This window comes from Mangrovimonas sp. sgz306409 (assembly GCF_059735265.1).
This window is the reverse complement of the sequence record NZ_JCAPEU010000007.1, coordinates 115,692-141,409: the sequence shown is the minus strand read 5'-3', so window position 1 is coordinate 141,409 and position 25,718 is coordinate 115,692. Positions and strand designations below refer to the sequence as shown.

At 38.7% G+C, this 25,718-nt stretch carries 17 protein-coding genes; 4 read left to right on the top strand and 13 right to left on the bottom strand.

Translation table 11 applies throughout. The annotated features are described in order from the left end of the window. Positions 1-20: 20 nt before the first annotated feature. The 5 genes from AC6I5C_RS12800 to tpx form a co-directional block, all read right to left on the bottom strand. Positions 21-1,991, bottom strand: coding sequence for an LptF/LptG family permease (locus AC6I5C_RS12800; RefSeq protein ID WP_497905490.1), 1,971 nt, complete (start codon positions 1,989-1,991; stop codon positions 21-23). A 12-nt stretch (positions 1,992-2,003) separates the two neighbouring features. Next, positions 2,004-2,648, bottom strand: a complete 645-nt coding sequence (gene lolA1, locus AC6I5C_RS12795; protein ID WP_497905489.1) for an outer membrane lipoprotein periplasmic chaperone LolA1 — start codon at positions 2,646-2,648, stop codon at positions 2,004-2,006. Positions 2,649-2,669: 21 nt separating this feature from the next. Continuing rightward, complete coding sequence (locus tag AC6I5C_RS12790) at positions 2,670-5,156, bottom strand: DNA translocase FtsK (RefSeq protein WP_497905488.1); 2,487 nt, start codon at positions 5,154-5,156, stop codon at positions 2,670-2,672. Positions 5,157-5,219: 63 nt separating this feature from the next. After that, on the bottom strand, positions 5,220-5,588 hold the full coding sequence (locus AC6I5C_RS12785; RefSeq protein ID WP_076664705.1) for a diacylglycerol kinase: 369 nt from the start codon (positions 5,586-5,588) through the stop codon (positions 5,220-5,222). Positions 5,589-5,601: 13 nt separating this feature from the next. After that, positions 5,602-6,099, bottom strand: coding sequence for a thiol peroxidase (gene tpx, locus AC6I5C_RS12780; RefSeq protein ID WP_497905487.1), 498 nt, complete (start codon positions 6,097-6,099; stop codon positions 5,602-5,604). Positions 6,100-6,341: 242 nt separating this feature from the next. Between tpx and AC6I5C_RS12775 the strand changes: the two genes are divergently transcribed. Next, positions 6,342-6,995 carry an FISUMP domain-containing protein gene (locus AC6I5C_RS12775; protein ID WP_497905486.1) on the top strand — a complete coding sequence of 218 codons (654 nt, stop codon included), beginning with the start codon at positions 6,342-6,344 and terminating at the stop codon, positions 6,993-6,995. 59 nt (positions 6,996-7,054) lie between these two features. Here AC6I5C_RS12775 and pheT read toward each other — a convergent pair whose 3' ends face one another. From pheT to recG, 3 genes are all read right to left on the bottom strand, one after another. After that, positions 7,055-9,481 (bottom strand): phenylalanine--tRNA ligase subunit beta, encoded by a 2,427-nt coding sequence (pheT, locus tag AC6I5C_RS12770; RefSeq protein ID WP_497905485.1) that lies wholly within the window; start codon positions 9,479-9,481, stop codon positions 7,055-7,057. A 140-nt stretch (positions 9,482-9,621) separates the two neighbouring features. Beyond that, positions 9,622-12,063: a prolyl oligopeptidase family serine peptidase gene (locus AC6I5C_RS12765; RefSeq protein WP_497905484.1), complete on the bottom strand. Its 2,442-nt coding sequence runs from the start codon at positions 12,061-12,063 to the stop codon at positions 9,622-9,624. A 527-nt stretch (positions 12,064-12,590) separates the two neighbouring features. Further along, positions 12,591-14,693 carry an ATP-dependent DNA helicase RecG gene (recG, locus tag AC6I5C_RS12760; protein WP_497905483.1) on the bottom strand — a complete coding sequence of 701 codons (2,103 nt, stop codon included), beginning with the start codon at positions 14,691-14,693 and terminating at the stop codon, positions 12,591-12,593. An 88-nt stretch (positions 14,694-14,781) separates the two neighbouring features. Here recG and AC6I5C_RS12755 point away from each other — a divergent pair, with 88 nt between their 5' ends. Further along, positions 14,782-15,687 (top strand): patatin-like phospholipase family protein, encoded by a 906-nt coding sequence (locus AC6I5C_RS12755; RefSeq protein WP_053977191.1) that lies wholly within the window; start codon positions 14,782-14,784, stop codon positions 15,685-15,687. Positions 15,688-15,694: 7 nt separating this feature from the next. On the opposite strand, the gene AC6I5C_RS12750 is transcribed toward AC6I5C_RS12755, so the two are convergent. Then, complete coding sequence (locus AC6I5C_RS12750; protein ID WP_053977190.1) at positions 15,695-16,216, bottom strand: DUF7935 family protein; 522 nt, start codon at positions 16,214-16,216, stop codon at positions 15,695-15,697. Between the two features lie 18 nt (positions 16,217-16,234). Continuing rightward, positions 16,235-17,800 carry an FMN-binding glutamate synthase family protein gene (locus tag AC6I5C_RS12745; protein ID WP_497905482.1) on the bottom strand — a complete coding sequence of 522 codons (1,566 nt, stop codon included), beginning with the start codon at positions 17,798-17,800 and terminating at the stop codon, positions 16,235-16,237. A 58-nt stretch (positions 17,801-17,858) separates the two neighbouring features. Between AC6I5C_RS12745 and AC6I5C_RS12740 the strand changes: the two genes are divergently transcribed. Together AC6I5C_RS12740 and AC6I5C_RS12735 are read left to right on the top strand one after the other, a co-directional pair. Continuing rightward, a complete protein-coding gene (locus AC6I5C_RS12740; RefSeq protein ID WP_497905481.1) occupies positions 17,859-19,436 on the top strand; it encodes an AsmA family protein in 1,578 nt (525 codons plus the stop codon). A 92-nt stretch (positions 19,437-19,528) separates the two neighbouring features. Then, the gene (locus tag AC6I5C_RS12735; protein ID WP_497905480.1) at positions 19,529-21,847 is read left to right on the top strand and encodes an ATP-dependent helicase; all 2,319 of its coding nucleotides are present in this window, start codon (positions 19,529-19,531) and stop codon (positions 21,845-21,847) included. Here AC6I5C_RS12735 and AC6I5C_RS12730 read toward each other — a convergent pair whose 3' ends face one another. The 3 genes from AC6I5C_RS12730 to AC6I5C_RS12720 form a co-directional block, all read right to left on the bottom strand. Continuing rightward, entirely contained in the window at positions 21,848-22,771 is a 924-nt protein-coding gene (locus AC6I5C_RS12730) for a hypothetical protein (RefSeq protein ID WP_497905479.1), read from the bottom strand. A gap of 41 nt (positions 22,772-22,812) precedes the next feature. After that, complete coding sequence (locus tag AC6I5C_RS12725) at positions 22,813-23,772, bottom strand: retropepsin-like aspartic protease (RefSeq protein WP_497905478.1); 960 nt, start codon at positions 23,770-23,772, stop codon at positions 22,813-22,815. Positions 23,773-23,861: 89 nt separating this feature from the next. Further along, the gene (locus AC6I5C_RS12720; RefSeq protein WP_497905477.1) at positions 23,862-25,718 is read right to left on the bottom strand and encodes an adenylate/guanylate cyclase domain-containing protein; all 1,857 of its coding nucleotides are present in this window, start codon (positions 25,716-25,718) and stop codon (positions 23,862-23,864) included.

Below are 25,718 nucleotides of genomic sequence, written 5' to 3'. Positions count from 1 at the left end.
TTATGCTGCAAAGATATAGCTTATTTTATATTTTCTATGCTTGTTTTATACAACTCTTCCTTGATCCTAATTTTTAACAAAAAGTAGGTAATTGGATAGAAGGGAAGCCCAATAATTAATAGAAAAAAGTTAATCTTTTTATCGCTCTCGGGTAATGAAGCATAGAATTTGGACAGCACAAAAGAGGACACCGTAAAATAGATGACTACAAAAACGAATGAAATAATTCCCAGTTGCAGTACTATGTGTGCTAACTCAGGTAGTTTATTGTTTCTAAAAATAAAATAGAAAAGAATCAATACCGCACCAATGCCATAACTTACTATGGTGGTTAAGGAATAATCATAAAAGTCGTTGGCAATTTTCTCCGATTTAAGCAGGGTATTGTGCAATATAACGCCTTTGTCTTTGATGTCGTCTGCACTTAATCCACGGTCCAATAAAAGCTGATACGCAACAGGTTTTATTGTCTTGTCGTACTCATAGTGGGAGTAATTTTTAATGATATCAATAAGTTTATCATCTTCAAAAGTATCCAAACGTTTGTAGGCTTTGTCAAAAGCTTCTTTTTTGTTCTTGAAGCTGAAAAGTTTTCTCAAAGGATCTGTAATGGTATCAAACTCAAACAAACCTCTATCTTTGGTCGCTCTTTTAGTTAAGAAAATACTTAACGGAAGCATGATTAAGGTAGATAGCCAGGTAGCAAAAATAGGATTGAGAGAACCATCTTGTGAACTGTTTTTTGAAAAGATCCCTATAAAGTGATAGGTTAAAAACAGAAGAATAGCAATAACCATTGGAAGTCCAATTCCCCCTTTTCTAATCAAGGCTCCCAACGGTGCTCCTACAAAAAACAGGATGATACAGGCAATGCCCAAGACATATTTTTCATGCAGGGAAATGACGTGTTGGTTAAGCCATTTCTTTTGGGTTCCCAAAGTGTGTTTTTTGGTCTTGATAATTTGATTGGTACTGTTTACTGTATTGGCTGCTAGATTCAGTACTTGTAATTTGGTTCTGTTATCAAATAAATCAAGAACTTCATCGGTGTAAAGAGAATCCTTTTTTGGTTTAATGTTTGCATTTAAGGACGCTACAGCAGTGCGGTCATAAAGTGATTTGGCAAAGTTCTTATATTCGGTCTTTTCTTTGTCTTTAAGGCTGTCAATGGTGTAGCTAAGATCGCTTATATTTAACATGTTGTATCGACCTTCAAAGCTCTTGTCTTCATAATCCACATCATTCAAGCCTTCAAGGTCTACATTAATCACATATTTTTCGAAAGCACTTCGAACATGGGGTTTTTTGGCATTTTGCTTAGGATCCTTGCTAAATATTTCGTCATAGTAGTTTCCATCATATAATACCAATTGGAGAATGTTGGATTCTTCACTACTAATGAGTTCTCCTGTATTGGCAGTAATTACGGTGTAATTTCCTGTTCGGTGAGGTGTTTTTTTATGGATGTAGACCTTTTCTAGATATTGGCCTTTATCACCACTTTTCTTATCAACCTTAATATTGTAATCTGCTATTTCATTGAACTGTCCTGAGGCAATAGCCATAGCAGGTTGTGTTTTGGCAATATTTTTTCTAAGGTTATAAAAGTTGAAGTTGGCCCAAGGGATAACGTTATTGGCAAAAAAGAAGGTTACAATTGAGAGTCCAAAAATAAACACGCTTAGTCCTCTCATGGCTCTTTGCAATGAGATCCCTGTAGATTTCATTGCAGCAAACTCATAGTTTTCGGCAAAACTACCAAACACCATAATGGAGGCCAATAAAATGGTAAGGGGTAAAATTAGCGGAATTAGAGTAGGGGTAACGTACAGTAAAAATTTAAAAATGACCGAAACGGACAAATCTTTTCCCGCAAGTTCGCTTATGTACAACCAAATGGACTGTAAAACAAAAATGAGCATGAGTATAATAAACACGCTCAAAAATGTCTTTAAGTAGGTTGTAAGTATATACCTATCTAATATTTTCATTTATTGCTATAATTAGTCCAATCTATTGATGTAGTAATTTTTGTATTTGGACTGGTCAAAAGTAAAAAGTGTTTTTGAAATAGGTTCATTTGTTTTAAACATATTAACGGTTAAAGTTGTTTTTGTACCGTTTTTACCTATTTCAATTAAATTATAGATGTGCTTGGTTTGCGCGTCAATCCCTAATAACACATATTTAATTTCAGAATGTGTGTCAATTGGCGTAAGTTTTACATACTGTATTTTACGACCGTTTACATTTTGAACAATATCCATGGCGTATCGGTATCCATCTTCATAAAAAGACAACATTTGACTTGGTGTTATTGTGTCTTCGTCTTCGGTGTTATTGGAAGAAATGGTTACCTCTTCATCATCAGGACTAATGGTGTAAAGGGTTTTACCATCGTAGATTCTGGTGGCTCCCAAAATGTTCAATTTGTATTTTTCACCTTGTAGTACCACATTTCCACGGGTTTCTTGGTTAATGTTTTCACTGGCATTGTTAAGTGAATACTTAAAGTCTATACTAATATTGTCATAGCTTTTGATCTTGGCACTTACTTCATTCAATAAGGCTTTTGCTTTTGCAGAAGTGTCCTGTGCTAAACTGTGAAAGCCTATAAATAATGTAACTGCTATCAATAATTTTTTCATTGTAATGTGTGTTTTATATCGCTATATATTTTCGTTATCCAATAGTTGTTCCAAAGCTATAAGGTCTGGAACAAGTACCTGTCTGGCCTTGCTGCCTTCAAATCCTCCTACGATTCCAGCTGCTTCCAACTGATCAATCAATCGTCCGGCACGATTGTATCCCAATTTAAGTTTTCTCTGTAACAAAGATGCTGAACCTTGTTGGGCCGTAACAATAATTTCGGCTGCCTCTCGGAATAGGGAATCCCTTTCGGAAATATCTATATCAAGAGCTGTGCCATTGCCGTCTTCTCCCACATATTCTGGTAGAAGATACGCGTCTGGATAGGCTTTTTGACCTCCAATAAACTCGGTAATGGTTTCTACTTCAGGAGTATCAACAAAAGCACATTGAATCCTGATAATATCATTTCCTTGGGTATAAAGCATATCTCCACGCCCAATCAATTGATCGGCACCTGGACCGTCCAAAATGGTTCTGGAATCTATTTTAGAGGTTACCCTAAAGGCAATACGTGCAGGGAAGTTGGCTTTGATAATCCCTGTAATAACGTTCACCGAAGGACGCTGGGTGGCAATGATTAAGTGAATTCCAATAGCTCGTGCCAATTGAGCTAGACGTGCAATAGGCGTTTCTACCTCTTTACCTGCGGTCATAATCAAATCCGCGAACTCATCGACTACAAGCACAATGTAAGGTAAAAACTGATGCCCATCATTTGGATTCAATTTTCTAGCCTTGAACTTCTCGTTGTACTCCTTGATGTTACGACACATGGCATTTTTAAGCATCTCGTAACGGTTGTCCATCTCAATACAAAGGGAATTCAAAGTGTTGATTACCTTGGTATTGTCTGTAATGATGGCTTCTTCGCTATCGGGAAGTTTTGCTAAATAGTGGCGTTCTATTTTGTTGAATAAGGTTAATTCTACCTTTTTAGGGTCTACCAATACAAATTTTACTTCGGCAGGGTGCTTTTTGTAAAGTAATGATGTCAATACAGCATTTAACCCAACAGATTTACCTTGTCCAGTTGCACCAGCCATTAAAAGGTGGGGCATTTTAGCTAAATCTACCACCATGGTTTCATTGCTGATGTTTTTTCCGAAGGCAATTGGTAATTCCATATCAGATTTCTGGAATTTCTGCGAAGCAATTACCGAACGCATGGAAACAATGGTAGAATTTTTATTAGGTACCTCAATACCTATGGTTCCTTTTCCTGGAATAGGGGCAATGATACGAATACCCAAAGCAGAAAGCGAAAGGGCAATGTCATCCTCTAAGTTTTTGATCTTGGAAATACGTACACCAGCTTCAGGAACAATTTCGTAAAGGGTCACGGTAGGACCTATGGTAGCTTTAATACTGCTGATTCCTATTTTATAGTTGCTAAGGGTTTCAACAATACGGTTTTTATTTTCTTCAAGCTCTTCCTGGTTGATGGTAATCCCTTCGGAATCGTATTTTTTAAGAAGGTCTAAAGGTGGAAATTGGTATTTGCTCAACTCTAATGTTGGATCAAATTGACCAAAGTCGGCTACCAATTTATTGGCTAAATTGTCACGTTCAGAAACTTCTTCTTCAACCTGTTCTATCTCCATTTCAAAATCCTCTTCAGGAGCATTGTTCACTTCAACTTGAAGGTCGTTGTTGTTCTGGGTAGTAATGCTAGGTTCAAGAGTGATTTCAGGTTCTAATTCCTGCTCAATTTCTTCTTCCTCAAATTCTTCTGCTTCCTTTTCTTTTTCAATTTGGTTTAAAAGGGCCGCAATAGGGGCGGGAGTTTCTTCATCCAACTCAAAAGCAGATTTGATGTTTTCCGCTTCTTCCGTTAAATTGTTGTCAATCGGAACAGCAATATTGTCACCTGCAAGAATAGGACCATCAGTGGCAAATTCCGTTTTGATATCCTTTTTAGCACTTTTAAAAAGGTTCACAAATGTATGTCCTGTAACATTGAAGCGAAGGGCCAAATAAGTGATCAATCCAAAGAGCAGGACTAGGGAAGTGCCAATTTTTCCAATATAATCTTGGATGAAACTGTTCATTTCAAAACCAACGGTACCGCCTAAAGCATCGTATTTATGAGTGAAAAATCCAAAGAGAATGGAACTCCAAATAACGATCAATGTACCCCAAATCCAATGGGAGCGTAGTTTTGCTTTATTGATATCCAAAGCAATATAAATCCCAGAAAGAAAGGAAAGGCCAGCAAAGATAAAGGAGGCCACTCCAAAGCCTTTAAGGATAAACAAATCGCTTACCCAGGCGCCAACTTTATTAAGCCAGTTTTGAGCTTTGACTTCTCTAGTGCCCAAAGCATCCAAAGTGCTTTGATCTGCTTTGCCTGTGAAGAAAAAGGATAAAAAAGCTATAAAAAGCAATACCCCAAGAATCATCAACAAACTCCCATAAATCAATTTTTGTTGACTTGTTAGTTTGAATGAGGGTTTGCTAAAGGTAGAGGTTTTACTGTCTTTGGTTTTAGTTTTCTTCTTCGCCATCAACGCTTAGTTAGATTGAAACAAAAATACAAATTACTAACGTTTATCCTAACGGAAAAAGTATTAAAACAGCTTAGGGATGTAAATGACCAAAGCCCCTGCAACTGCGGCCATAGCAGCAATAAATACAGCTCCCGCTGAAATGTCTTTTATGTGGCCAATGGTTTTGTGGTACTCGGGATGGATGAAATCCGCAATGTACTCAATGGCAGTATTGATACCTTCGGCAGTCATGACCAAACCAATAAAAGCAATTTGGAACAACCACTCTGTATTGGTGATATTGAAATAGAAACCGGCTAGTGTCACCGAAATAGCGACAAACAATTGCACTTTAATACTGGCTTCGGTTTTAATTAAGTATAGGGCGCCTTTGTAGGCAAACCCTATACTTTTTATTCTGTTTTGTACAAAAGATTCTTTTTTGCTCATGCTTGGGGGCAAACTACAGGGCTTGTAGGGCAGCTTCGTAATTAGGTTCGTCAACGATTTCAGAAACTTGCTCGGTGTAGGTAACCTCGCCTTCTGGATTTACAATAACAATGCATCTGGAAAGCAAACCTTCCAATGGCCCGTCAACAAAATCCAATCCGTAACTTTTTCCAAAGTTTCCGTCTTTAAAATCGGAAAGGTTGACTACGTTGTCCAATCCTTCAGCACCACAAAATCTAGCTTGTGCAAAAGGAAGGTCTTTGGAGATGCAAAGCACTTTGGTATTCTCTAATTTGCTGGCCTTTTCATTGAAAGTTCTTACTGATTGGGCGCAGGTTCCTGTATCAACACTAGGGAAGATGTTGAGGATTAAGTTTTGTCCTTTAAAATCAGCTAGGGTTTTTGCTCCCAATTCTGAAGTAGTTAAAGTGAATTCTGGAGCTTTGCTGCCTACTTTAGGTAATTCCCCAGACGTGTGTATCGTGTTTCCTTTTAAAGTGATTGTTGCCATAATACGTGTTTTAAATTAATGGAATTTAAAATTAGTAATTATTTGATGCAGCACCGTATGATTTCAGTAATTTTTATTCACCTTACTATTGTAAGAATAACATGAAAAGACATCTAACTACAATTGGGTATTTTTTTAACATATTGATTATAAATTCATTTTCAATTGCTATATTTAATATGAAATAAAATTAATTAAGTCTTCAAATCATGGAAAATTCACAATTAAAACTTAGCTTTTTTATGATGGTTCTACTGCTTTCTTTCTCATGTGGAAGTGATGATGATGGTGGTGGGTGGAAATGTGGCGATGATATAGTCGATGCAGATGGGAACATTTATTCTACAGTCAAAATAGGAGATCAATGTTGGACACAATCCAATTTGAATACTTCAAAATTGAGCGATGGAACAGAAATTCCAAATGTTACTGTTCAAGATGATTGGTTTGACCTGACTACTCCAGGATGGTCCTATTATAACAATGATGTTTCATTTGGAGCTGTGCATGGCAAATTATATAATTGGTATACAGTTGAAACAGGCAAACTTTGCCCGGAAGGATGGCATATTCCAAGCATTTCAGAATGGAATATCCTAGTAAGCGAATTGGGAGGAACAAGTGTGGCGGGAACAGCTATGAAGTCAACTTCGGGCTGGGAAAATTCTCCGGAAAACGCTTCAAATAGTAGTGGTTTTTCTTTAATGCCTTCTGGAAATAGAGATACATGGTCATCGTTTTTAGGGATAGGTGTGAATGCATGGATGTATTCTTCTAGTGAAAATGTTGATGATCCTGCAAAAGTAGATTTATTGCATGTGGGAATAGGGCCAGAGGCATCCATTATGATGACGGTTAAAAGAGATGGTTTACCTTGTCGATGTTTAAAAGATTGATGATTTAAGAATAACAAAATAAAAAGCCTCTTTATAAAGAGGCTTTTTTGTGTGTATTATTATCTAAGTGTCGCGCCAAGCTCTTTTTCAAAATTAGCTTGAAGTTTACTCATGATTTTATCAATTTGTTTGTCTGTAAGCGTTTTTTGCTCATCTTGGATAGTGAAACTCACGGCGTAGCTCTTTTTACCTTTAGGAAGGTTTTTTCCTTGATACACATCAAAAAGGTCTACATCTTTAAGCAATTGCTTTTCGGTTTTCATTGCGATGCTGTCAATTTGCTCAAAAGTTACCGTTTCGTCCAATAACAAGGCAAAGTCTCTACGCACTTCTGGATATTTTGGAATATCCTTGAAAGAAACCGTATTCTGTTTTGCAGCTTCAATAACATTGTTCCAATTGAAATCGGCAAACAGCACATCTTGGGCGATTCCAAAATGTTTTAATACCGATTTTTTAACCAGCCCAAAATTCACCAATTGTAGATTGTTTGCAGATAAGGCAATGCCTTCTGCAATCATGTCATTTTTGGTAGGGGATACTGAGGTGTTTGTAATTCCCAAACGTTGCAAAACCACAGAAATAATTCCTTTTAAGTAAAAGAAGTCGCTTTGTTGGTGGTTGGCATTCCAGCGCTCTGCATGTCGTCTACCAGTCACAAAAAGAGAAAGGTGTTTGTGTTCTTCTCTGTTTCCGTTGTAGTTATGGTAGGTAGATCCAAATTCAAATAACTTCAGCGCATCACGCTTTCTGTTGATGTTGTGACTAACCGCTTCCAATCCTGAAAACAACAAACTTTGGCGCATTACGCTTAGATCGTTGCTCAATGGGTTCAAAAGTTCAATATTATGATCTTCCTTCAGCTGTTCACTAAGGGAAATATATTTTGGAGAAGATAGTGAGTTTGCCATAATCTCATAAAAGCCTTGAGCTACCAATTGGCTTCCAATGATGTTTTGAAGCTTGTAATCTTCAAATTTGGAAGAGTTGGAGATGGAAGCGTTAAGTTTTTCGGTGGTTTTGATATTGTTGTAACCGTAAACCCTTAGGATTTCCTCAATGATATCAGCCTCTCTTTGCACGTCATTTCTATAGGCAGGTACTGTAAGCCCTAGCCCAGTTTCGGTAACATTGTTGATTTTGATTTCCAAAGATGTCAAAATGCTTTTGATGGTATCCTTTGGGATTTCCTCTCCAATTAGTTTCTTGGCGTTTTCAAAGCTCAAACGTACCTGGAAATCCTCAATTTTCTTTGGGTACATGTCCACAAGGTCACTGGTGATCTCCCCACCAGCAATATCCTGGATCAATAAAGCAGCACGTTTCAGTGCATATTCTGTAATGTTAGGATCGATACCTCTCTCAAACCTAAAGGAAGCATCGGTGTTTAAACCGTGACGTTTTGCTGTTTTTCTAATGGATACAGGATTAAAGTAAGCACTTTCCAAAAAGATATTGGTCGTGTTTTCTGTTACTCCAGAATCCAAACCTCCTAAAACGCCAGCAATGCACATTGGTTTTTCGGCATCACAAATCATTAAGTCTTCTGCGTCCAACTCACGTTCAACACCATCCAAAGTTTTGAATTTCGTACCCTGTGGCATTGTTTTTACCACTACTTTATGGCCTTTAATTTTAGCAGCATCAAAGGCATGTAATGGTTGCCCTAATTCGTGAAGCACATAATTGGTAGCATCTACCACATTGTTCTTTGGGGTAAGCCCAATAGCTTTCAATCTATTTTGTAACCAAGAGGGAGATTCTTCAACCGTAATTCCAGATATGGCAATACCGCAATAACGAGGCGCCAATTCCTTGTTTTGAACTTCTACATCAATCTTATTGGTTCTGTTATCTACGTGGAAAGCACTCACCGAAGGAGTGATGAATTCCAAGTGAATATCCTGTTGAATCAAACCTGCTCTAAGGTCTCTTGCGGTACCAAAGTGGCTCATGGCATCTGCACGGTTAGGGGTAAGGCCTATTTCAAAAACATGGTCGTTTTCTACTTTGAAGATGTCCGAAACCGCAGCACCAACCTTCACTTTTTCGTCAAGCACCAAAATCCCATCGTGCGATTGGCCCAAGCCTAATTCGTCTTCGGCGCAGATCATACCATGGCTTTCCTCTCCTCGGATTTTTCCTTTTTTGATTTTCCAAGCTTCACCTTCAGGCGTGTAAAGCGTCGTTCCAATAGTGGCTACAGGTACTTTTTGGCCTGCCGCTACGTTTGGAGCACCGCATACAATTTGTAGTGGTTGGTCTTCTCCAATATTTACGGTGGTAACCCTTAGTCGGTCTGCATTTGGATGTTGTTCACATGTTAATACTTCTCCAACAACAATTCCTTTAAGTCCTCCTTTAACGGATTCAAATTCTGAGATGCCTTCTACTTCAAGTCCTAAATCTGTAAGTAATTCTCCAGTTTTTTCAGGGGACCAATCTGTTTTGATAAATTGTCGTAACCAGTTGTATGAAATCTTCATTTTCTATCTTTAATAAAGGCGCAAACCTACAATTTTTTTCGTTTTTCAGATTGCCAAAGTTGCGAAAAAATGCAACCCTAACAGGTCTTATTTAGGCCACAAAGATAAATATTTGCGACTAAAAATATGACCTAAAGTTGCTAGTCTTTTTGGGTGTTGTTGCCGTCCAATAAACTTTCTTGGAAAAGGTTGAAAATTCGGGTGTATTCATCGGTCCAGCTGCTTGGTTCTACAAAGCCGTGTTTTTCTAATGGATAAAGGACCATTTCCCAGTTGTGTTTTTCCAATTCAATCAAGCGCTGGTTAAGACGAACCATATCCTGGAAATGAACATTGTCGTCTACCATTCCATGTAAAATCAGCAAATCTCCTTTAAGTCCATCTGCAAAATAAATAGGGGAGCTTCTTCTATAGGCTAAACTATCGGAAACTGGCGTGTTTAGGATGCGTGCCGTATAACCGTGGTTGTAGGCTGCCCAATCGCCAACAGATCGAATGGCCGCTCCAGCTTTAAAGGTGTCGGCTTCGTTGAACATGGCCATAAGGGTGATAAATCCACCATAAGAGCCTCCGTAAATACCTACTTTGTCTTTGTCAATACCGTAGTTGTTGATTAAATATTGTACACCATCCACTTGGTCTGAAAGATCTTTGCCTCCCATATGCCTGTAAATCCCCGTTCGGCAATCTCTTCCGTAGCCAGCACTTCCTCTATAGTCAATATCCAAAACCGTATAGCCGTTATCCGCTAAAATATTATGGAACATATATTCTCTAAAATAAACACTCCACCAAGAATGGGCATTTTGTAAGTATCCAGCACCGTGAACAAACACGATGGCGGCATTGTTTTTGGTAGCTGCGGAAGGTTGGTAGAGCCTAGCCTGCACGGTGGCGCCGTCTTCTGCCTTAAAAGTGATGAGTTCTGGGTCTCTCCAAGGGTAAGCTTCAAAACCTTCCGTTGTGGAATGTGTGATTTGCTTTGGTTGCTCAGATGATTTTCCGAAAAGAGGATTTTTCTGTAGGTAAAGCTCTGTTGGTTTGTTGGAATAGGAGTGCAAAATGGCCAAATACTCTTCGTTTGGAGATAATACCACATCGTTATTACCCGTCATGCTTGTTAATTGAGTGAATTTACCTCCCTTAAGTGGCATGCTATAAAATTGACGATCTCCTGAGTGTGTTTTGTTGGAGGTAAAATACCAGTGCTTTTTGTTTTTGGAAAGGTAGACGTCATACACTTCAAAATTCCCTTCGGTAAGTGCTTTGGTTTTTCCTGAATTGACGTTGGTGGTATTTAAATGAGCAAACCCGGTGGATTCAGACATGTACCAAATGGTTTCGTTGTCTGGCAACCATCCAAGAGCACTTCCTCCAAAACTGCTAATGCCAGGGCCGTCTATCCAAGCTTCATCGCGTTGTCTTACTAAATTTTTAACAGAACCATCTTCATAGTTTAGGGATACAATCCAACGGTCTTTAAAATCATTACTGTTAATGTCCAATACCGCATATTTGCTGTCTTCACTCCAGTTTGGTCCAGTTACATAAGAAATTCTGTCGTCGTTTTTGTATGCTTTGTCAGGGTAGTCCTTTGTGTATTCAGGGATATCGTCTAGACCTTCCAAATTATCCAAAACAACAGGATAAAAAGTTCTTGCTTCTATGTTATAAATGAACATTTCATACGTGCCTTGTTCGCTACCAACTTTGGTGCGTGTGTGTTGGTCTTCGGTGTAGCCTGATTCAGTAACGTAATGAGGCACAATGGTGCCATTGGCCTCTTTAGGAGCTCGGTATAGTTCGTAGGTTACAAATTTTCCATTCGGACTTATTTGTATGTTGGTCACAATTTTCCCTTCGGTATAGATTTCAAGAGGTCTTTTGTTTAGATTTCTTTTGTTGAGTTCCTCTTTGGCGTCATTTTTAGCCTTACGCTCGCTAAGTACTTCATAAATTCCCAATTGGTCTTGGTATAGCCATTCGTCTTGCTCGCTTCGTTCAGAAGTGCTGTTTTTCTTATTTGTGAAATCGGTAATTTGTTCGGTGATTCCCGTTTCCAACGACCAAGTGAATAGATTGCCATTCTTTACATAAGCTATTTTGGAATCGTTTGCTGTAAACTGAATATTGCTTTCGGTGTCTAAGGTGTTAGTGATTTGCGTCACCGAATAGTCCTTTTGGTCAACTAAGTATATGTCGCCATGCTGTGTGTAAATGCTCTTTGATCTATCGCTATTGTAAGTGATGTGGTCATAAGGATCTACATAACTGGATTTGTTTGTGATATTGTTATTTCCACTTGGCGGTGACAGGTTGTACGACGTTTCAAAGTCTACTTTTTTGGTATTTCCACTGGAAAGTGTGTAAGCATAAAGGGAATCGCTGAAAGTCCCTTCAGGATTCCAACTGAAATAAATGGTTTTGCCATCGGCAGACCAGTGAGCATTTGAAGGCAAGTGGCCAACAAAATTGTCGCCCTGCATAATGGTTTTAATGCTTAGTGGAGATTGATTGCCAGTTTGTGCAATAGTTGTTGAAGTAATGAAAATGGATAAAACAAGCGCTAAAATATGTTTCATGCGAAATGAATTGTAAGTTTTGAAATTTCGTGCCCAAACGCACTAAATAGTAAATGTTTGCGAATGTACTTTTTTGTGGGGATAAAGGCAATTGTTTTAATAAACCTTTATCAATTACTTAAGGAATAGTTAATTAACAGGGCGCTAAAAGCTTTTAACATTGCTCTAACATGAGTGAGCTGTAATAGCTGTTAATTTTAGGGTAATCAATTTGAAATCAATTTATTATGAAGCAACTAGACGCTTTGCATAGAGCTTCCGCTTTATTCGTTTTTTTATTCGTATCTATTTTAGAGTTTCATGTCCCATCAAACCTTCCCGAGAAAAGTCAACAGGATTCAGTTGTTCAAACAAGTAGTGTTATAGATACTTGTGCACTTTCCTTAAAACCAATACCTATTGTTAAGGCACGTCATAACGAGTTTATTTCGAACTTGGAGCCTTATGATTCACATACATCAATCAATCGATCATAAAACGTACAGTTATGTTTTAGGCCCAACCGAAAGGTTGGGTTTTTTATGGTCCTAACTGATGTAATTCCAAATGTTTTTGTACTTGCTTAGTTGCTGATATGTGTGGAGGATGACTTGGTTTTCTTCTTGTTTTAGGGAAGGGTCCTTCTTTAAAAGTTCCTTGGCCATATATCTGGAGTGTTGAAGAATGGTACTGTCCTTAATAATGTCTGCTATTTTAAGGTTGAGAACACCGCTTTGCTGTGTGCCCATGATATCGCCAGGACCTCTCAATTTAAGGTCTACTTCAGCGATCTCAAAACCATCATTGGTTCTGGTCATGGTTTCCAAACGTACTTTGCTGTCTTCACTCAGTTTGTGGCTGGTCATTAAAATACAGTAACTCTGCTCGGCGCCTCGACCTACGCGTCCTCTCAGCTGGTGCAATTGCGAAAGTCCAAAACGTTCGGCACTTTCTATAATCATCACCGAAGCATTGGGCACGTTAACGCCAACTTCTATCACGGTTGTTGCTACCATGATTTGGGTTTCGCCTTTAATGAAGCGTTGCATCTCGTAATCTTTGTCGGCAGGTTTCATTTTACCGTGGACGATGGAAATTTGAAATTGTGGAGCAGGGAAGTCCCTAGCGATACTTTCATACCCATCCATAAGGTCTTTGTAGTCCATGGCGGCGCTTTCCTGAATGAGGGGGTACACGATGTATATCTGACGTCCTTTTTGGATTTCGTCCCTTATGAATTTAAAAACGTTCAGACGGTTTTTATCGTAGCGATGGACGGTTTTTATTTCCTTTCTTCCTGGTGGCAATTCGTCGATAACGGAAACATCCAAATCGCCATAAACAGACATGGCCAAAGTCCTAGGAATAGGTGTTGCAGTCATGACCAAAATGTGTGGAGGTGTAGAATTTTTACGCCACAATTTACTGCGTTGTGCTACTCCAAAACGGTGCTGCTCATCGATGATGGCTAGGCCTAGATTTTTGAATTTCACCTTGTCTTCAAGGAGGGCGTGCGTGCCAATTAAAATTTGTAAATCGCCACTTTCTAGGGCTTTATGTATCTCTTTTCGTTCTGAAGTATTAGTTGAGCCTGTTAATATTTTTATATTGATATTCAGGTTTTTACATAGTTCAGATAATCCGTTGAAGTGCTGGACTGACAAAATTTCAGTCGGCGCCATAAGGCATGCTTGAAAACCGTTATCCAAAGCGATGAGCATGGACATTAAAGCGACAATGGTTTTACCAGATCCAACGTCTCCTTGGAGCAATCTGTTCATCTGTGCATTGCTTCCCAAGTCCTGTCGAATTTCCTTGATTACGCGCTTTTGGGCATTGGTCAGATCGAAGGGTAAATGTTCTTTGAAAAAGGAGTTGAAAAGCGGTCCGACATTCTCAAAAGGGAGGCCTTTTATCTTGGTTTTATTCATCAAATTTTTGATGACCAATTGCAGCTGTATATAGAAAAGTTCTTCAAATTTTAATCTGTATTGTGCCTTCGCCAAGAGCTCTTGACTTTTGGGAAAATGGATATTGAAAAGGGCTTCTCTTTTTGAAATGAGTTGCAAATTTGTGAGAATGGAAGTTGAAAGCGTTTCGGCAAATCTCCCTTGTGTTTCTATGAACAGCTCTTGCATTATTTTGGTCATGACCCTATTTGTGATACCCTTGGTGGAAAGCTTTTCCGTAGAAGGATAAACTGCCTGCATGGCCGAGCGAAGGTTGTTTTTGTGGTCGCTCAAGAGCTCCATTTCAGGATGCGGCATGCTAAATGTACCGTTGTACCAATTGGTCTTCCCAAAAATAACATAATCGGTATTGGGCTTAATACTGTCCTTGATCCATTTCTGACCCCTGAACCAAACCAATTCCATAGTTCCGGTATCGTCCCTAAAGGTGGCCACTAAGCGTTTGCCTCTTTTTTGAGCAACTTCCTTGATGCCGGTAATTCGTCCAACCACCTGTACTTCGGAAGAATTTTGTTGCAGCTGATTAATTTTATAGTAGCGCGTGCGGTCGATATAGCGATTAGGAAACAGGTTCAATAAATCCTGATAGGTGTGAATACCAAGCTCTTTTCGCAATAAATCGGCACGGTTAGGACCAACGCCTTTTAAGTAGTCTATGGGAGTTTGCAACTTGGTATTCATGAAGACGAATATAATTGTTATCCATGAAACATAAAACCCGAATTTTTGTAAATTGGGAAACCATAACTTAACTTAATACAAAAATTACATGCGCGCATTGGTTATTTCCGGAGGCGGGAGCAAAGGTGCTTTTGCTGGTGGAGTTGCACAATATCTTATTGAAGAACTTGGTAGGGACTACGATATGTATCTTGGGACTTCTACAGGAAGTTTGTTGGTTCCTCATTTGGCGGTGAATAACATAGGGAAATTGTACAACGTTTTTACCAATGTGCAACAGCACGATATTTTCAGTATCAGTCCTTTTGTGCAGCGAAAAAAAGGAGATAGGGAGTTTGTTTCTATAGATTTTGTGAACTCCTTATGGCAATTTATCAAAATGAAGCGCACCTTCGGAGAGAGTAAATCCTTGAAGCGCCTTATTAAAAAGAACTTTACCAAGGAGGAATATCTTCAAATTTTGGCAACCAAGGAAGATGTGGTTGTTACGGTTTCTAACTTGTCAAACAATTCCGTGGAATATAAATCTATTAAGGATTTTAGTTACGAAGAATTTTGCCATTGGATCTGGATTTCCTGCAATTATATCCCTTTTATGTCGCTTACCGAAGTGAATGGCAACGAATATGCCGATGGTGGTTTGGGCTGTGTAGTGCCTATAAGGGAAGCGATTCAACGTGGCGCCACAGAGATTGATGCCGTTATTTTAAAGTCGGAAAAAATGGAAGGCAAAAAAGTGTTGGGGAAAAATCCCTTTTCCTTAATGATAAGTTTGTTTGGTCATTTGATGGACCAGTTGGAAAGCCACGACATACTTATCGGGAAGTTGGCAGCAAGTAACAAAAATGTGAAGCTTAACCTGTATTACACCCCAACAGATCTCACCGAAAATTCTTTGATATTCAGTAGAAATTTAATGGTAAAATGGTGGCAGCAAGGCTATGAGCATGCTGCCAAGAAGCACGGTGCGGATTCTGTTTTAAAAGATCTTTAAAACAAGATTACCACAATTCGCCTACTTCATGTTTAATGAATGATAGGGCAGCGTCACTTGGTGCGCGGTGGTCCATCATTTCTGTTAAAACCACTTCCCTTAACTTATTGGCGGAATCGGTTTTTTCCAACATGCTTGCCTTTCTTATCAGTTGGATTGTTGAGTTTTTAGCGGCTCCAATAATGTTCCAGCATTCATCGGTAATATAGATTTGTTGCGAAATATTGTGCTCAAATTCTTGCTCAATAGTTGCGATAAGTAAAGACTCGTAATCTTCTTTGTTTGAAGATGTTGGTTTAACTCTTACAAGTAGTTTTGATGGGCTGATGCGCTCTAAAAATAAGGCCATACGCTCATAAGCTTGCAAACGAATTGGAAGGGTATTTACCTGAATGTCTTTATGCAATAAAAAGCGTCTTCGGCCATCTTCGTTTTTGGTGTGTTCCTTAAAAAAATGGTAGGCTATTAGTCCTGTTACTAATGTTGGTATGGTAAAAAGTAGTAAGTCGATAATTCTTTCGGAATCCATGTTTATGGCGAATTAGGGTTATTTGTTATGGTAATGTCCGCCCAAATATAGGCAATCTTTTAAATCTTGCATACTTTTAAATGGGACGGGAGTTTTTTCGTAATGGTAAGTGTATTTCAATTCTTCGGAAAGATTGCGGTCATCTACATTTACGTCCACATCTGTCATTTTAAATTGGCAGGGATGCTCGTAACCTGCAGCGTGGGTGATTTCAATAAATTCCTTTCGGAAGGTTTTAAAATACTGCCCCAAGCGCTCTGATTTTAAAGGGACATTTATGCCATTTTGAAGCCATTTGTTCTGTGTGGCCACGCCGCTGGGACAACGGTTGGTATGGCAAATTTGAGCTTGAATACAACCAATGCTCATCATGGCTTCCCTTGCTACGTTAATACAATCGGCTCCCATGGCAAAGGCCATAGCGGCTTTGGCGGGAAAGCCAAGCTTACCACTGCCAATAAATACAATGCGATCGGTGAGACCTTTACTTTTGAAAAGTTTGTACAAATCGGTGAAACCATATACCCAAGGTAATGAAACATGATCGGCGAAACTTGGAGGGGCAGCACCCGTACCACCTTCACCGCCATCTACAGTGATAAAGTCTGGGCCATGACCTTTTTCAAGCATTAGGTCGGCCAATTCTTCCCATTGTTCCAATTTCCCAATAGCAGCCTTAATGCCCACGGGAAGACCTGTGGCATCTGCGATGGTTTCAATGAAATCATATAGTTCCAGTACATTGGAAAAGGCCGAATGATTAGGAGGAGAAAGCACATCCTTGCCCATTTCTACATGGCGTATTTCTGATATTTCCTTAGATATTTTCGCGGCGGGCAAAACCCCGCCTTTTCCTGGTTTTGCGCCCTGCGACAACTTGATTTCAATGGCCTTGATATGCGGGTTGTCCGTAACCAATTTCACCAGTTTTTTTAAGGAAAAATTACCCTGCTTGTCCCGAACCCCAAAATAACCGGTTCCAAAATGGAAAATGACATCACCACCTTGACAATGATATGGAGACAAACCACCTTCACCTGTGTTGTGGTAGGCACCTGCAATATGCACCCCTTTATTGAGGGATTCGATGGCTTTTGCGGAAAGCGATCCAAAACTCATAGCCGAGACATTGATTATAGAGGCGGGACGATATGGTTTTTTGCGTTTGTTGTATGCGCCCATGACTTTGGCGCAAGGCAAAAATGTTTTATCAATGGCATTTGGATGATCCTTTTCAATCTTAAAAGGAATCATGGCATTATTGATAAAGATGTGTTGGTGGGCGTAAATATCCCTATCAGTTCCAAACCCTTCGTAGTTGTTTTCTTTTTTGGCCGACGCATAGATCCAGCTTCTTTCAATTCTGTTAAAAGGAAGTTCCTCTCTATTGTTGGCGACAAAATATTGCCGCATTTCTGGGCCGATGCTTTCCAAAAGGTATCTTAAATGACCAACAATAGGGAAGTTGTGGCTAATAGTATGTTTTTTTTGAATGAAAATATCCCTAATGGCTACAAGGAATAAGGCAATAAGAATCCACATCCACCAACGAATGTCGGCAAGGGCAAATAACAGAATGTTCATAAAGGGTTTTTTGTAAAGATATTTAAAAAATATGGTTCTAAAATGATATCTTTAATGTATGGGTAAAGGCAAGAAAATCAAATTGATAGTTCTTTTGACTGTCGTTGTGTTGGCTGCTTGGGCAGCTAGTAAAGTCAATTCGGTGGTGAAAGAAAAGGTAGAGAATTATCTATCAAGTTCTTTGCCTGAAACCGTTAAATTAAAGTATTCCAATTTGGACTTGGACCTTTGGAAAGGGGCGGCTACTCTTGAAGGTATTGAGTTGGAAAACTTTCATGAAACTTCCAAAGAGCCACTCTTGAAGCTACGTTTGGACTCTCTTTCAGTTAATGATATTGGTTATTGGGCGTATTTGTTCAATGACAATATTGATATTGGACATATTCAATTGGTTCGGCCAAAATTGACTTATTTTAAGCTTCAAAATCTAGATTCTATTGAAGAGGTTCAGAAGGAACCCAAAGCATTTAAGTATAGGGTGAACCTTGGAAGGCTGGATATAAGCAAGGCAGGAATTGAAATAGTGAATACCGAAACAGATTCCATACTTCTTCATGTATCCGATTTAGATTTCGGTTTGGATAAGGTATTTGTCGATGAGACTGTTTTACAGCAAAAGATTCCTGTAGATTATGAAGGCTATCAAATAGCCTTCGATTCTCTGTTCTACACTATTGGTCCCTTCGAGAACATGGTGGTTGGACCTTCTAAATTATCCCATCAAGACATGGCTTTTGAAAATGTTAGGATCTTTTCCAAATACTCAAAGTATGAGCTTTCCAAGCATATTCCTGTAGAGAGGGATTTTGCGGATGTTGTGTTTGAATCCGTAACATTGAAAGATTACAAAATAGGTGTTGGAGATAGTGGGAGGGTGTCTTTTTCAAGTCCAAAGATGGAAATCTTAAACCCTCAAGTAGATTTTTTCAGGGATAAACTTGTGGCAGACGACCCCAAAATAAAACCACTTTATAATGAGATGCTTCGGGATTTGAGTTTTGATTTGACTATTGATTCCCTTCAAATAAAAAATGCTTCCATAGCTTATTCCGAAAGAGTGAAGCAAGATAATCACGGAGGGAAGATTACCTTTTCAAATTTGAACGCCGACATTGCCAATGTGAGCAACACCTATAAATCCCCAATAAAGACGGAGATTGAAGTTGAAGCCAATTTTATGGAACATGCGCCTTTGAAAGTCCACTGGAATTTTGATGTGAACGACCCTGATGGAACCTTTATATTTCAGGCAGAATTGGATAAGTTGAAGGTGCATGATGTCAATAAATTTTCAGAACCTAACCTCCGGATCAAGTTTGAAGGAGAAATTGAGCAATTGTACTTTACCATTTGGGGAAATACCGATGTATCGCAAGTGGATATGCGCGCCAAATATGAAGATTTTCAAATTATAGCCTTGAAAAAGGATGGTTCAACACCAAATAAATTATTGTCAGGTCTGTTGAATACTTTAGTGGCTAAGGATAGCGATAGGTTGCCCGATCATTTTAGGGAAGGCCATAAAGAGGGGGTTGAAAGAAATAAAACCAAATCGGTGTTCAATTATGTTTGGATCAATGCCAAAGATGGTTTGTTGAAAACTATGGTAAACCACAAACGAAAGCATAAAACCTAGAAATTATTCCGAATTGTTTATAATTATTAATAAATCTGACCGACTAAAACTTAGACAATGGTTAATTTCACGCCGGAAAAAAATCAGAAACTTTGGAGAAGTATTTAAGTCAGCTGAATGAAGCACAGTTAGCCCCAACCATTCAAAAAGATGGGCCAATGATAGTGATTGCTGGAGCCGGATCTGGCAAAACAAGGGTACTAACCTATAGGATTGCCTATTTAATGAGCCAAGGGGTAGATCCTTTCAATATATTGTCCTTGACCTTTACCAACAAAGCAGCACGTGAGATGAAAGAACGTATTGCCACAATTGTTGGGCAAAGTGAGGCCAAAAACCTTTGGATGGGAACATTCCACTCCATTTTTGCCAAAATCCTGCGTTTTGAAGCCGATAGATTGGGGTATCCAAGTAATTTTACCATTTATGATGCTCAGGATTCTGATAAATTGATTGGTTCCATTATCAGGGAAATGGGACTTGATAAAGATGTTTATAAAGCGAAACAGATTCGTTCTAGAATTTCTTCTTATAAAAACAACCTTATTACGGTTAAGGCCTATTTCAATAACCCTGAACTTATGGAATCTGATGCTGCAGCAAGAAGGCCAAAGTTGGGAGAGATTTACAGGAACTATGTAGAGCGCTGTTTTAAGGCAGGTGCTATGGATTTTGATGATTTATTATTGAAAACCAATGAGTTATTGACTAGATTTCCCGATGTGTTGGCAAAGTATCAAGATCGCTTCCGCTATATTTTGGTAGATGAGTACCAAGATACCAACCATTCCCAGTATTTGATTGTACGGGCCTTATCTGATAGATTCCAAAATATTTGTGTGGTAGGGGATGATGCGCAGAGTATCTATGCCTTTAGGGGAGCCAATATCAACAACATTTTGAACTTCCAAAAGGATTATGATGGTGTGAAAATGTTCCGTTTGGAGCAGAATTACCGTTCCACTAAAAATATTGTCAACGCTGCCAATTCCATTATTGATAAAAACCAAACCAAATTGGATAAGGTGGTTTGGACTGCCAATGATGAAGGAGGGAAAATCAAGGTCAATCGTTTGATGACTGATGGTGACGAAGGGCGTTATGTAGCGAGTTCTATTTTTGAAAATAAAATGAATCAGCAGCTTAAAAATAGCGATTTTGCCATTTTATACCGCACCAATGCCCAGTCTAGGGCTATGGAGGATGCCTTGAGAAAGCGCGATATTCCTTATCGCATTTACGGAGGGCTGTCTTTCTACCAACGAAAAGAAATTAAGGATATCCTGTCGTATTTACGTTTGGTAATCAATCCGGCGGATGAGGAAGCTTTAAAAAGAGTCATCAATTTTCCGCCTAGAGGAATTGGACAAACAACGGTTGATCGGTTATTGGTAGCTGCCAATGGTTACAAGCGTTCCATGTTTGAAGTGATGCAAAACTTGGATAAGGTTGATTTAAAAATCAATTCGGGAGCTAAAAATAAATTGCGTGATTTCACTTTAATGCTTGAGAGTTTTCAGGTGATGAACCAAACAGCGAATGCTTTTGAGTTGGCCGAGCACATTACCAAGGTGACTGGATTAATTAAGGAGTTCAATAAGGATGGCACCCCTGAAGGAGTTGCCAAAATGGAGAACATTGAGGAGCTCTTGAATGGTATTAAAGATTTCGTGGAAGGTCAAAAAGAATTGGCAGATGCTACAGGATCATTGACTGAGTTTTTGGAGGATGTTGCTTTGGCGACCGATATGGACAAAGACAATGAGGATGATGATAAAGTTGCTTTAATGACCATTCACTTGGCAAAAGGATTGGAATTTCCTTATGTGTATATCGTTGGGATGGAGGAAGACCTGTTTCCGAGTGCCATGAGCTCGAATTCTAGAAGCGATTTGGAAGAAGAACGCCGTCTGTTTTATGTGGCGCTTACTAGGGCAGAGAAGCAGGCATATTTAACCTATACTGTTTCGCGTTATCGATGGGGAAAATTGGTAGATGCCGAGCCGAGTAGGTTTATTGAGGAAATCGATGATCAATATTTGGAAATCTTGACTCCGGTTCAAGAACAACGCTTTAATCCAATGTTGGATGCCGATATTTTTGGAGATGTGCCGCCTAATAAGGTTAGGTTCAAAAAGCCCCCAATGAAGAAAATGTCAGAAAAGCAGCCGCCTAAGTTTATTCCGCCTGCCAAATTGAAGCCGATGGCAAAAGCTAAAGAAAATGAGGTGGCCAATTTATTTGATGGGGAGCTTACTGTGGGCAATATTGTAGAGCACATGCGATTTGGAAAAGGAGAGGTCTTGAAGATTGAAGGACAAGGTGCAGATACCAAAGCGGAAATCAATTTTGAAGTAGGTGGGGTTAAAAAATTATTGCTTCGCTTTGCAAAATTGAAAATGCTGGGATAGTTATTTCACCATCATCACAGAATTGATGTAGCCGTGGTCATCGTATTCCTTAACGGGATTGTCAGGATCTACGATCCAGTTACCATCTACAATGTATTTATAATGGTGCTTTCCACCTGAAAGGAGTACGGTCGCGGTCCATCCAGTTTTAGTTTTGCTCATTTCAATTTGCTGTTCATTCCAATCATTAAATGAGCCCGCTAAAATTACTTTTTCTGCATTAGGGTAGCCGTTAAGGATAAACGTAACATTCTCCTTAATGCTGATATGTGAATTGTATTCGCCAAACTCATTGGTGACTCTGTCTGGATTTGTAGGGTCTTCCATCCAAAGGCCATCAACAATGTAGCGGTATTGATAATCGTTTGGTCTTAGTTGCAGGATAATTTCCCAGCCTCCATCAATTTTATACATTTTAAAGGCATGCTCGTTCCACTTGTTGAAAGAGCCGGCTAAAATCACTTCTTTGGCATCTTCATGTCCTTTCAGTCTGAATGTAACATTGCCATCTTTTGAAGGGTAGGCGCCTGTAAAAAGGTTTAGATTAAGTACGTTAAGATGGTAGCCATCTTTAGTGGCTTGTACCGTGTTGCTTACCTGAGCGGAAGGTTCGGCCCAATATTCATGGTTAATGACAAATTTAAATTCCCATGAAAAGGCATCTGTAAACTCGCTTAGTTTCTTACGAAGTTCATAGGTGTTCTCATCTACTTTCTTCATTTTCCATCGATGCATCGACCAATTGTTGAATTGTCCAGCAACCACAACATTATCGATAGTGAGGTTTTCAAAAGGGATGGAGGGTTCAAAACCGTCGGGGGATACAGATTGGTAGTCGTTTCTGTTGAATGTGAACACAACCTCGTCGCCTTCAATTCTATATCCTTTAACGTTTTGATTTTGACAAAGAGCGCTTGTGCCCACTAGTACGAGCAGGATAAACGCAATATAATGAACAATTTTTCTCAATGCCGTTGTAATGGATATTGTACAAAGTAAAGTTTTTCTTTTTTATAATTGATAATTGTTCGTTTTTGTTTGAAAAATTCATATCCCAAAATGCCGTCCAAAGTTGTCCCGAAGGCTTTGTTGAGATTGTCTAAATTGGTTACAATGGTTTGCATCGGTCCTAGGTAAACAGTTTCACTTAGTTTAACACGGTGCAAATTTCCTGCCAAAACTTCAATTTGTTTATTACTGGCCCCTGTAAGCATTAGGCGTCCCTTGGGGTGGAAATACTTTAAGGCTTTTCGGGAGGCTTTGTTGTTGATTTGGTTGACTTCGGCAGCTGTATCCACTCCAAACGTCAAAGGTTGCCCATTGATGGAGGCATTTACCACAATGGTGTGGTTTTTTAGCTTAAACCCTACGCTATCAACTATTTTTTCTAAATAGCCGCGAGGATCTAATTTACCCCCTTTGTTATCAGTTTTGGATAAGGTAATTTGGTTAAGATATAGGTCGATAAAAACTTCGTAATCTTTCAAAATACTATAACCAATCACTCCTAAGAGTTTCATTTTCTTTGAAGTTTCAATATGGGACAAATCAATGACATCTGAAATTTGGTTTTCCAAAACAAGATTTTCAATGACAAAAGAATTGAGCTTTCGCTCAAAAGGATTGTCAATAATGCTCACAACCCCAGTCATTTCTTGACGCTTTTTATTGTGGGCATATTTTTGAGGGAAATGCACTTTATTGAGGATAAGGGCCTCAGAGCCTGTGTCGATAATGAAATTCCCCTTCTTTCCCATCAATTCCGCCTTAACCACAATAAGGTTGTCGATAAGTTGAAAAGGGATGCGGGAGGTATATTGATTGAGGATTTCAGCTTGAGGAAAGGAGACCTGATTGATAGCCAAATTGGCAAACGCTGTTTGAAGCCCAAAGATGAAAACTATTATAAAAATGAAAACCCTCATGTATTTAAGACTCCAAAAAGGGAAAGATGTTACAGAGTTTGAATATCTTAAGTTATGATTTTAGTAAAATGGGAATGTTGCTTAATTTTTTAGGCTAGTGAATTGGTAGTTTGGTCGGGGCTAAGGTTTGAAGTAATGTTGTTTTTTGAATTGACAAAATACATTTTCATGATGCCTCTGTTTTTTACTTCAACTTTGCCGCGATATTCGCAATCAAATTCGTCTTTTACAATTTTGTAAGTATTGTGGGAGATATTGATTTTTCCTGGTAGAGAGCAGGATTCCATTCTTGAGGCTACATTTACGGTATCTCCCCAAATATCGTAAGCAAATTTTTTGGTACCTACCACACCGGCCACCACGGGCCCAGTGTTGACTCCAACACGAATGTCGAAATTGGAAGCTAACTGTGTGTTTGTTGCTTTTGCTTGATTAACAAAGTCAACAATATCCATTGCTGCCAAAAGCATGTTATGAGTATGGTTGCTGCTATGGTTGTGCAATCCGCTAGCACACATATAAGCGTCTCCCACCGTTTTTATTTTTTCCAATTGGTACTTACCGATAATTTCATCAAATTTTGAAAAGTAGTAGTCGATGCTTTCTACCAACTGCTGAGGGGGTAAATGTTCTGAATATCTGGTGAAGCCTACAAAATCGGTAAACAATACAGTAGCGTGCTTAATTTTTTGAGCTTTTACTTTGCCGTGTTGCTTGAGTTCTTCTGCGGTTTGTTCGGGAAGAATGTTTTTGAGTAAGTCATCTGATCGCTTCTTTTCATTTTCAATAATGATTTTGGTTTTATTGATGAATTCATAACGTCTGTAAAGCCCCCAGGCTAAAAGTGAGATTAGAAATATAATAACGGCAGTGGCATAAATGGCAGCTCTTTGTCGACGTGCTTTGAGTTGGGAAATTTCGGATTCCTTTTCCATGATAGCCATTTTTGCATCTCTTTGTGAAATTTCAAAAGTTGCTCTTTCGTTTGCCATTTTTTGGATGGTTTCAAGGTTTATAATACTGTCTCTATAAGCAATATGTTGTTTGTAATTAGAATAAGAAGCCTTGAAATTTCCTTGAGCCTCATAGAGCTTGGATAATTTTAAATAGGTTTCACTTAGTTGGTCATCGAGATGGTAATCTTGAGCTAGGTTTAAACTTTTATGGGCATAGGTTAAGGCTTTTTTTATATTGCCTTTTTTTGCATAGATATCTGCTATGTATATAAGAAATTCTGAAATTGCGTAATAGTCTTGGAATTTCTCGAGTGTATTTATTGCTGAATTTATTTTTTCTAAAGCAAGTTCATCCTGGTTCATTTCAGCATAAATCTTACCAATATTTCCTTCTACATAGGCTAAGGCTCTAACATCATTTAATTTTTCAAAAATATGGCCAGCTTCTTTTGTGTGGTAAAGTGCGTTGGTTGGATTATTGGATTTTAAATATTCATCTCCAAGGTTATACAGGGCGTTTCCCAATTTTATTGAATCTCTAGTGATACGCAGTTTGTCGATACCTTTTAGATAGTATTGGTAAGTATTACTTGAATCTTTTACTTTAGAATAAGTATCTGCGATACTAATTTGTACAGCACCAATAGAAGTATCGTTCTTAATTATTTCTGCATATTTCAAACTTGTAAAGTAGCACTGCAAGGCTTCAAGGAAGTCTCCTTTGTCGTTAAGGGCATTGCCTTTTTGTAGGTTTGCTGAATACTGAAGTTGTAAGGAGTCTTTTGGAGCTTTCTGAATTAGAAGATTGGAATATTTTAGTTTTGTGTTTGGATCTATGCTGTTATTGGCAATGGCGTCAATTAGGGGGAGGCTGTCTTGATATTTTGCATTGGAATTGTATACCAAAATTAAACTATCTGCGATACGTTGATTTTGGCCAAAGCAAGAGGTTGAAGGGAGCGATAAACAAAATGAAATAAGTATACTCAC

Coding starts and splice junctions, on each gene's coding strand:
- tpx (WP_497905487.1), bottom strand. CDS start 6,099: ATGGCAACAATCACTTTAAAAGGAAACACGATACACACGTCTGGGGAA.
- lolA1 (WP_497905489.1), bottom strand. CDS start 2,648: ATGAAAAAATTATTGATAGCAGTTACATTATTTATAGGCTTTCACAGT.
- AC6I5C_RS12745 (WP_497905482.1), bottom strand. CDS start 17,800: ATGAACATTCTGTTATTTGCCCTTGCCGACATTCGTTGGTGGATGTGG.
- AC6I5C_RS12790 (WP_497905488.1), bottom strand. CDS start 5,156: ATGGCGAAGAAGAAAACTAAAACCAAAGACAGTAAAACCTCTACCTTT.
- AC6I5C_RS12765 (WP_497905484.1), bottom strand. CDS start 12,063: ATGAAACATATTTTAGCGCTTGTTTTATCCATTTTCATTACTTCAACA.
- AC6I5C_RS12785 (WP_076664705.1), bottom strand. CDS start 5,588: ATGAGCAAAAAAGAATCTTTTGTACAAAACAGAATAAAAAGTATAGGG.
- AC6I5C_RS12800 (WP_497905490.1), bottom strand. CDS start 1,991: ATGAAAATATTAGATAGGTATATACTTACAACCTACTTAAAGACATTT.
- AC6I5C_RS12740 (WP_497905481.1), top strand. CDS start 17,859: ATGGGTAAAGGCAAGAAAATCAAATTGATAGTTCTTTTGACTGTCGTT.
- AC6I5C_RS12775 (WP_497905486.1), top strand. CDS start 6,342: ATGATGGTTCTACTGCTTTCTTTCTCATGTGGAAGTGATGATGATGGT.
- AC6I5C_RS12725 (WP_497905478.1), bottom strand. CDS start 23,772: ATGAGGGTTTTCATTTTTATAATAGTTTTCATCTTTGGGCTTCAAACA.
- pheT (WP_497905485.1), bottom strand. CDS start 9,481: ATGAAGATTTCATACAACTGGTTACGACAATTTATCAAAACAGATTGG.
- recG (WP_497905483.1), bottom strand. CDS start 14,693: ATGAATACCAAGTTGCAAACTCCCATAGACTACTTAAAAGGCGTTGGT.
- AC6I5C_RS12750 (WP_053977190.1), bottom strand. CDS start 16,216: ATGGATTCCGAAAGAATTATCGACTTACTACTTTTTACCATACCAACA.
- AC6I5C_RS12755 (WP_053977191.1), top strand. CDS start 14,782: ATGCGCGCATTGGTTATTTCCGGAGGCGGGAGCAAAGGTGCTTTTGCT.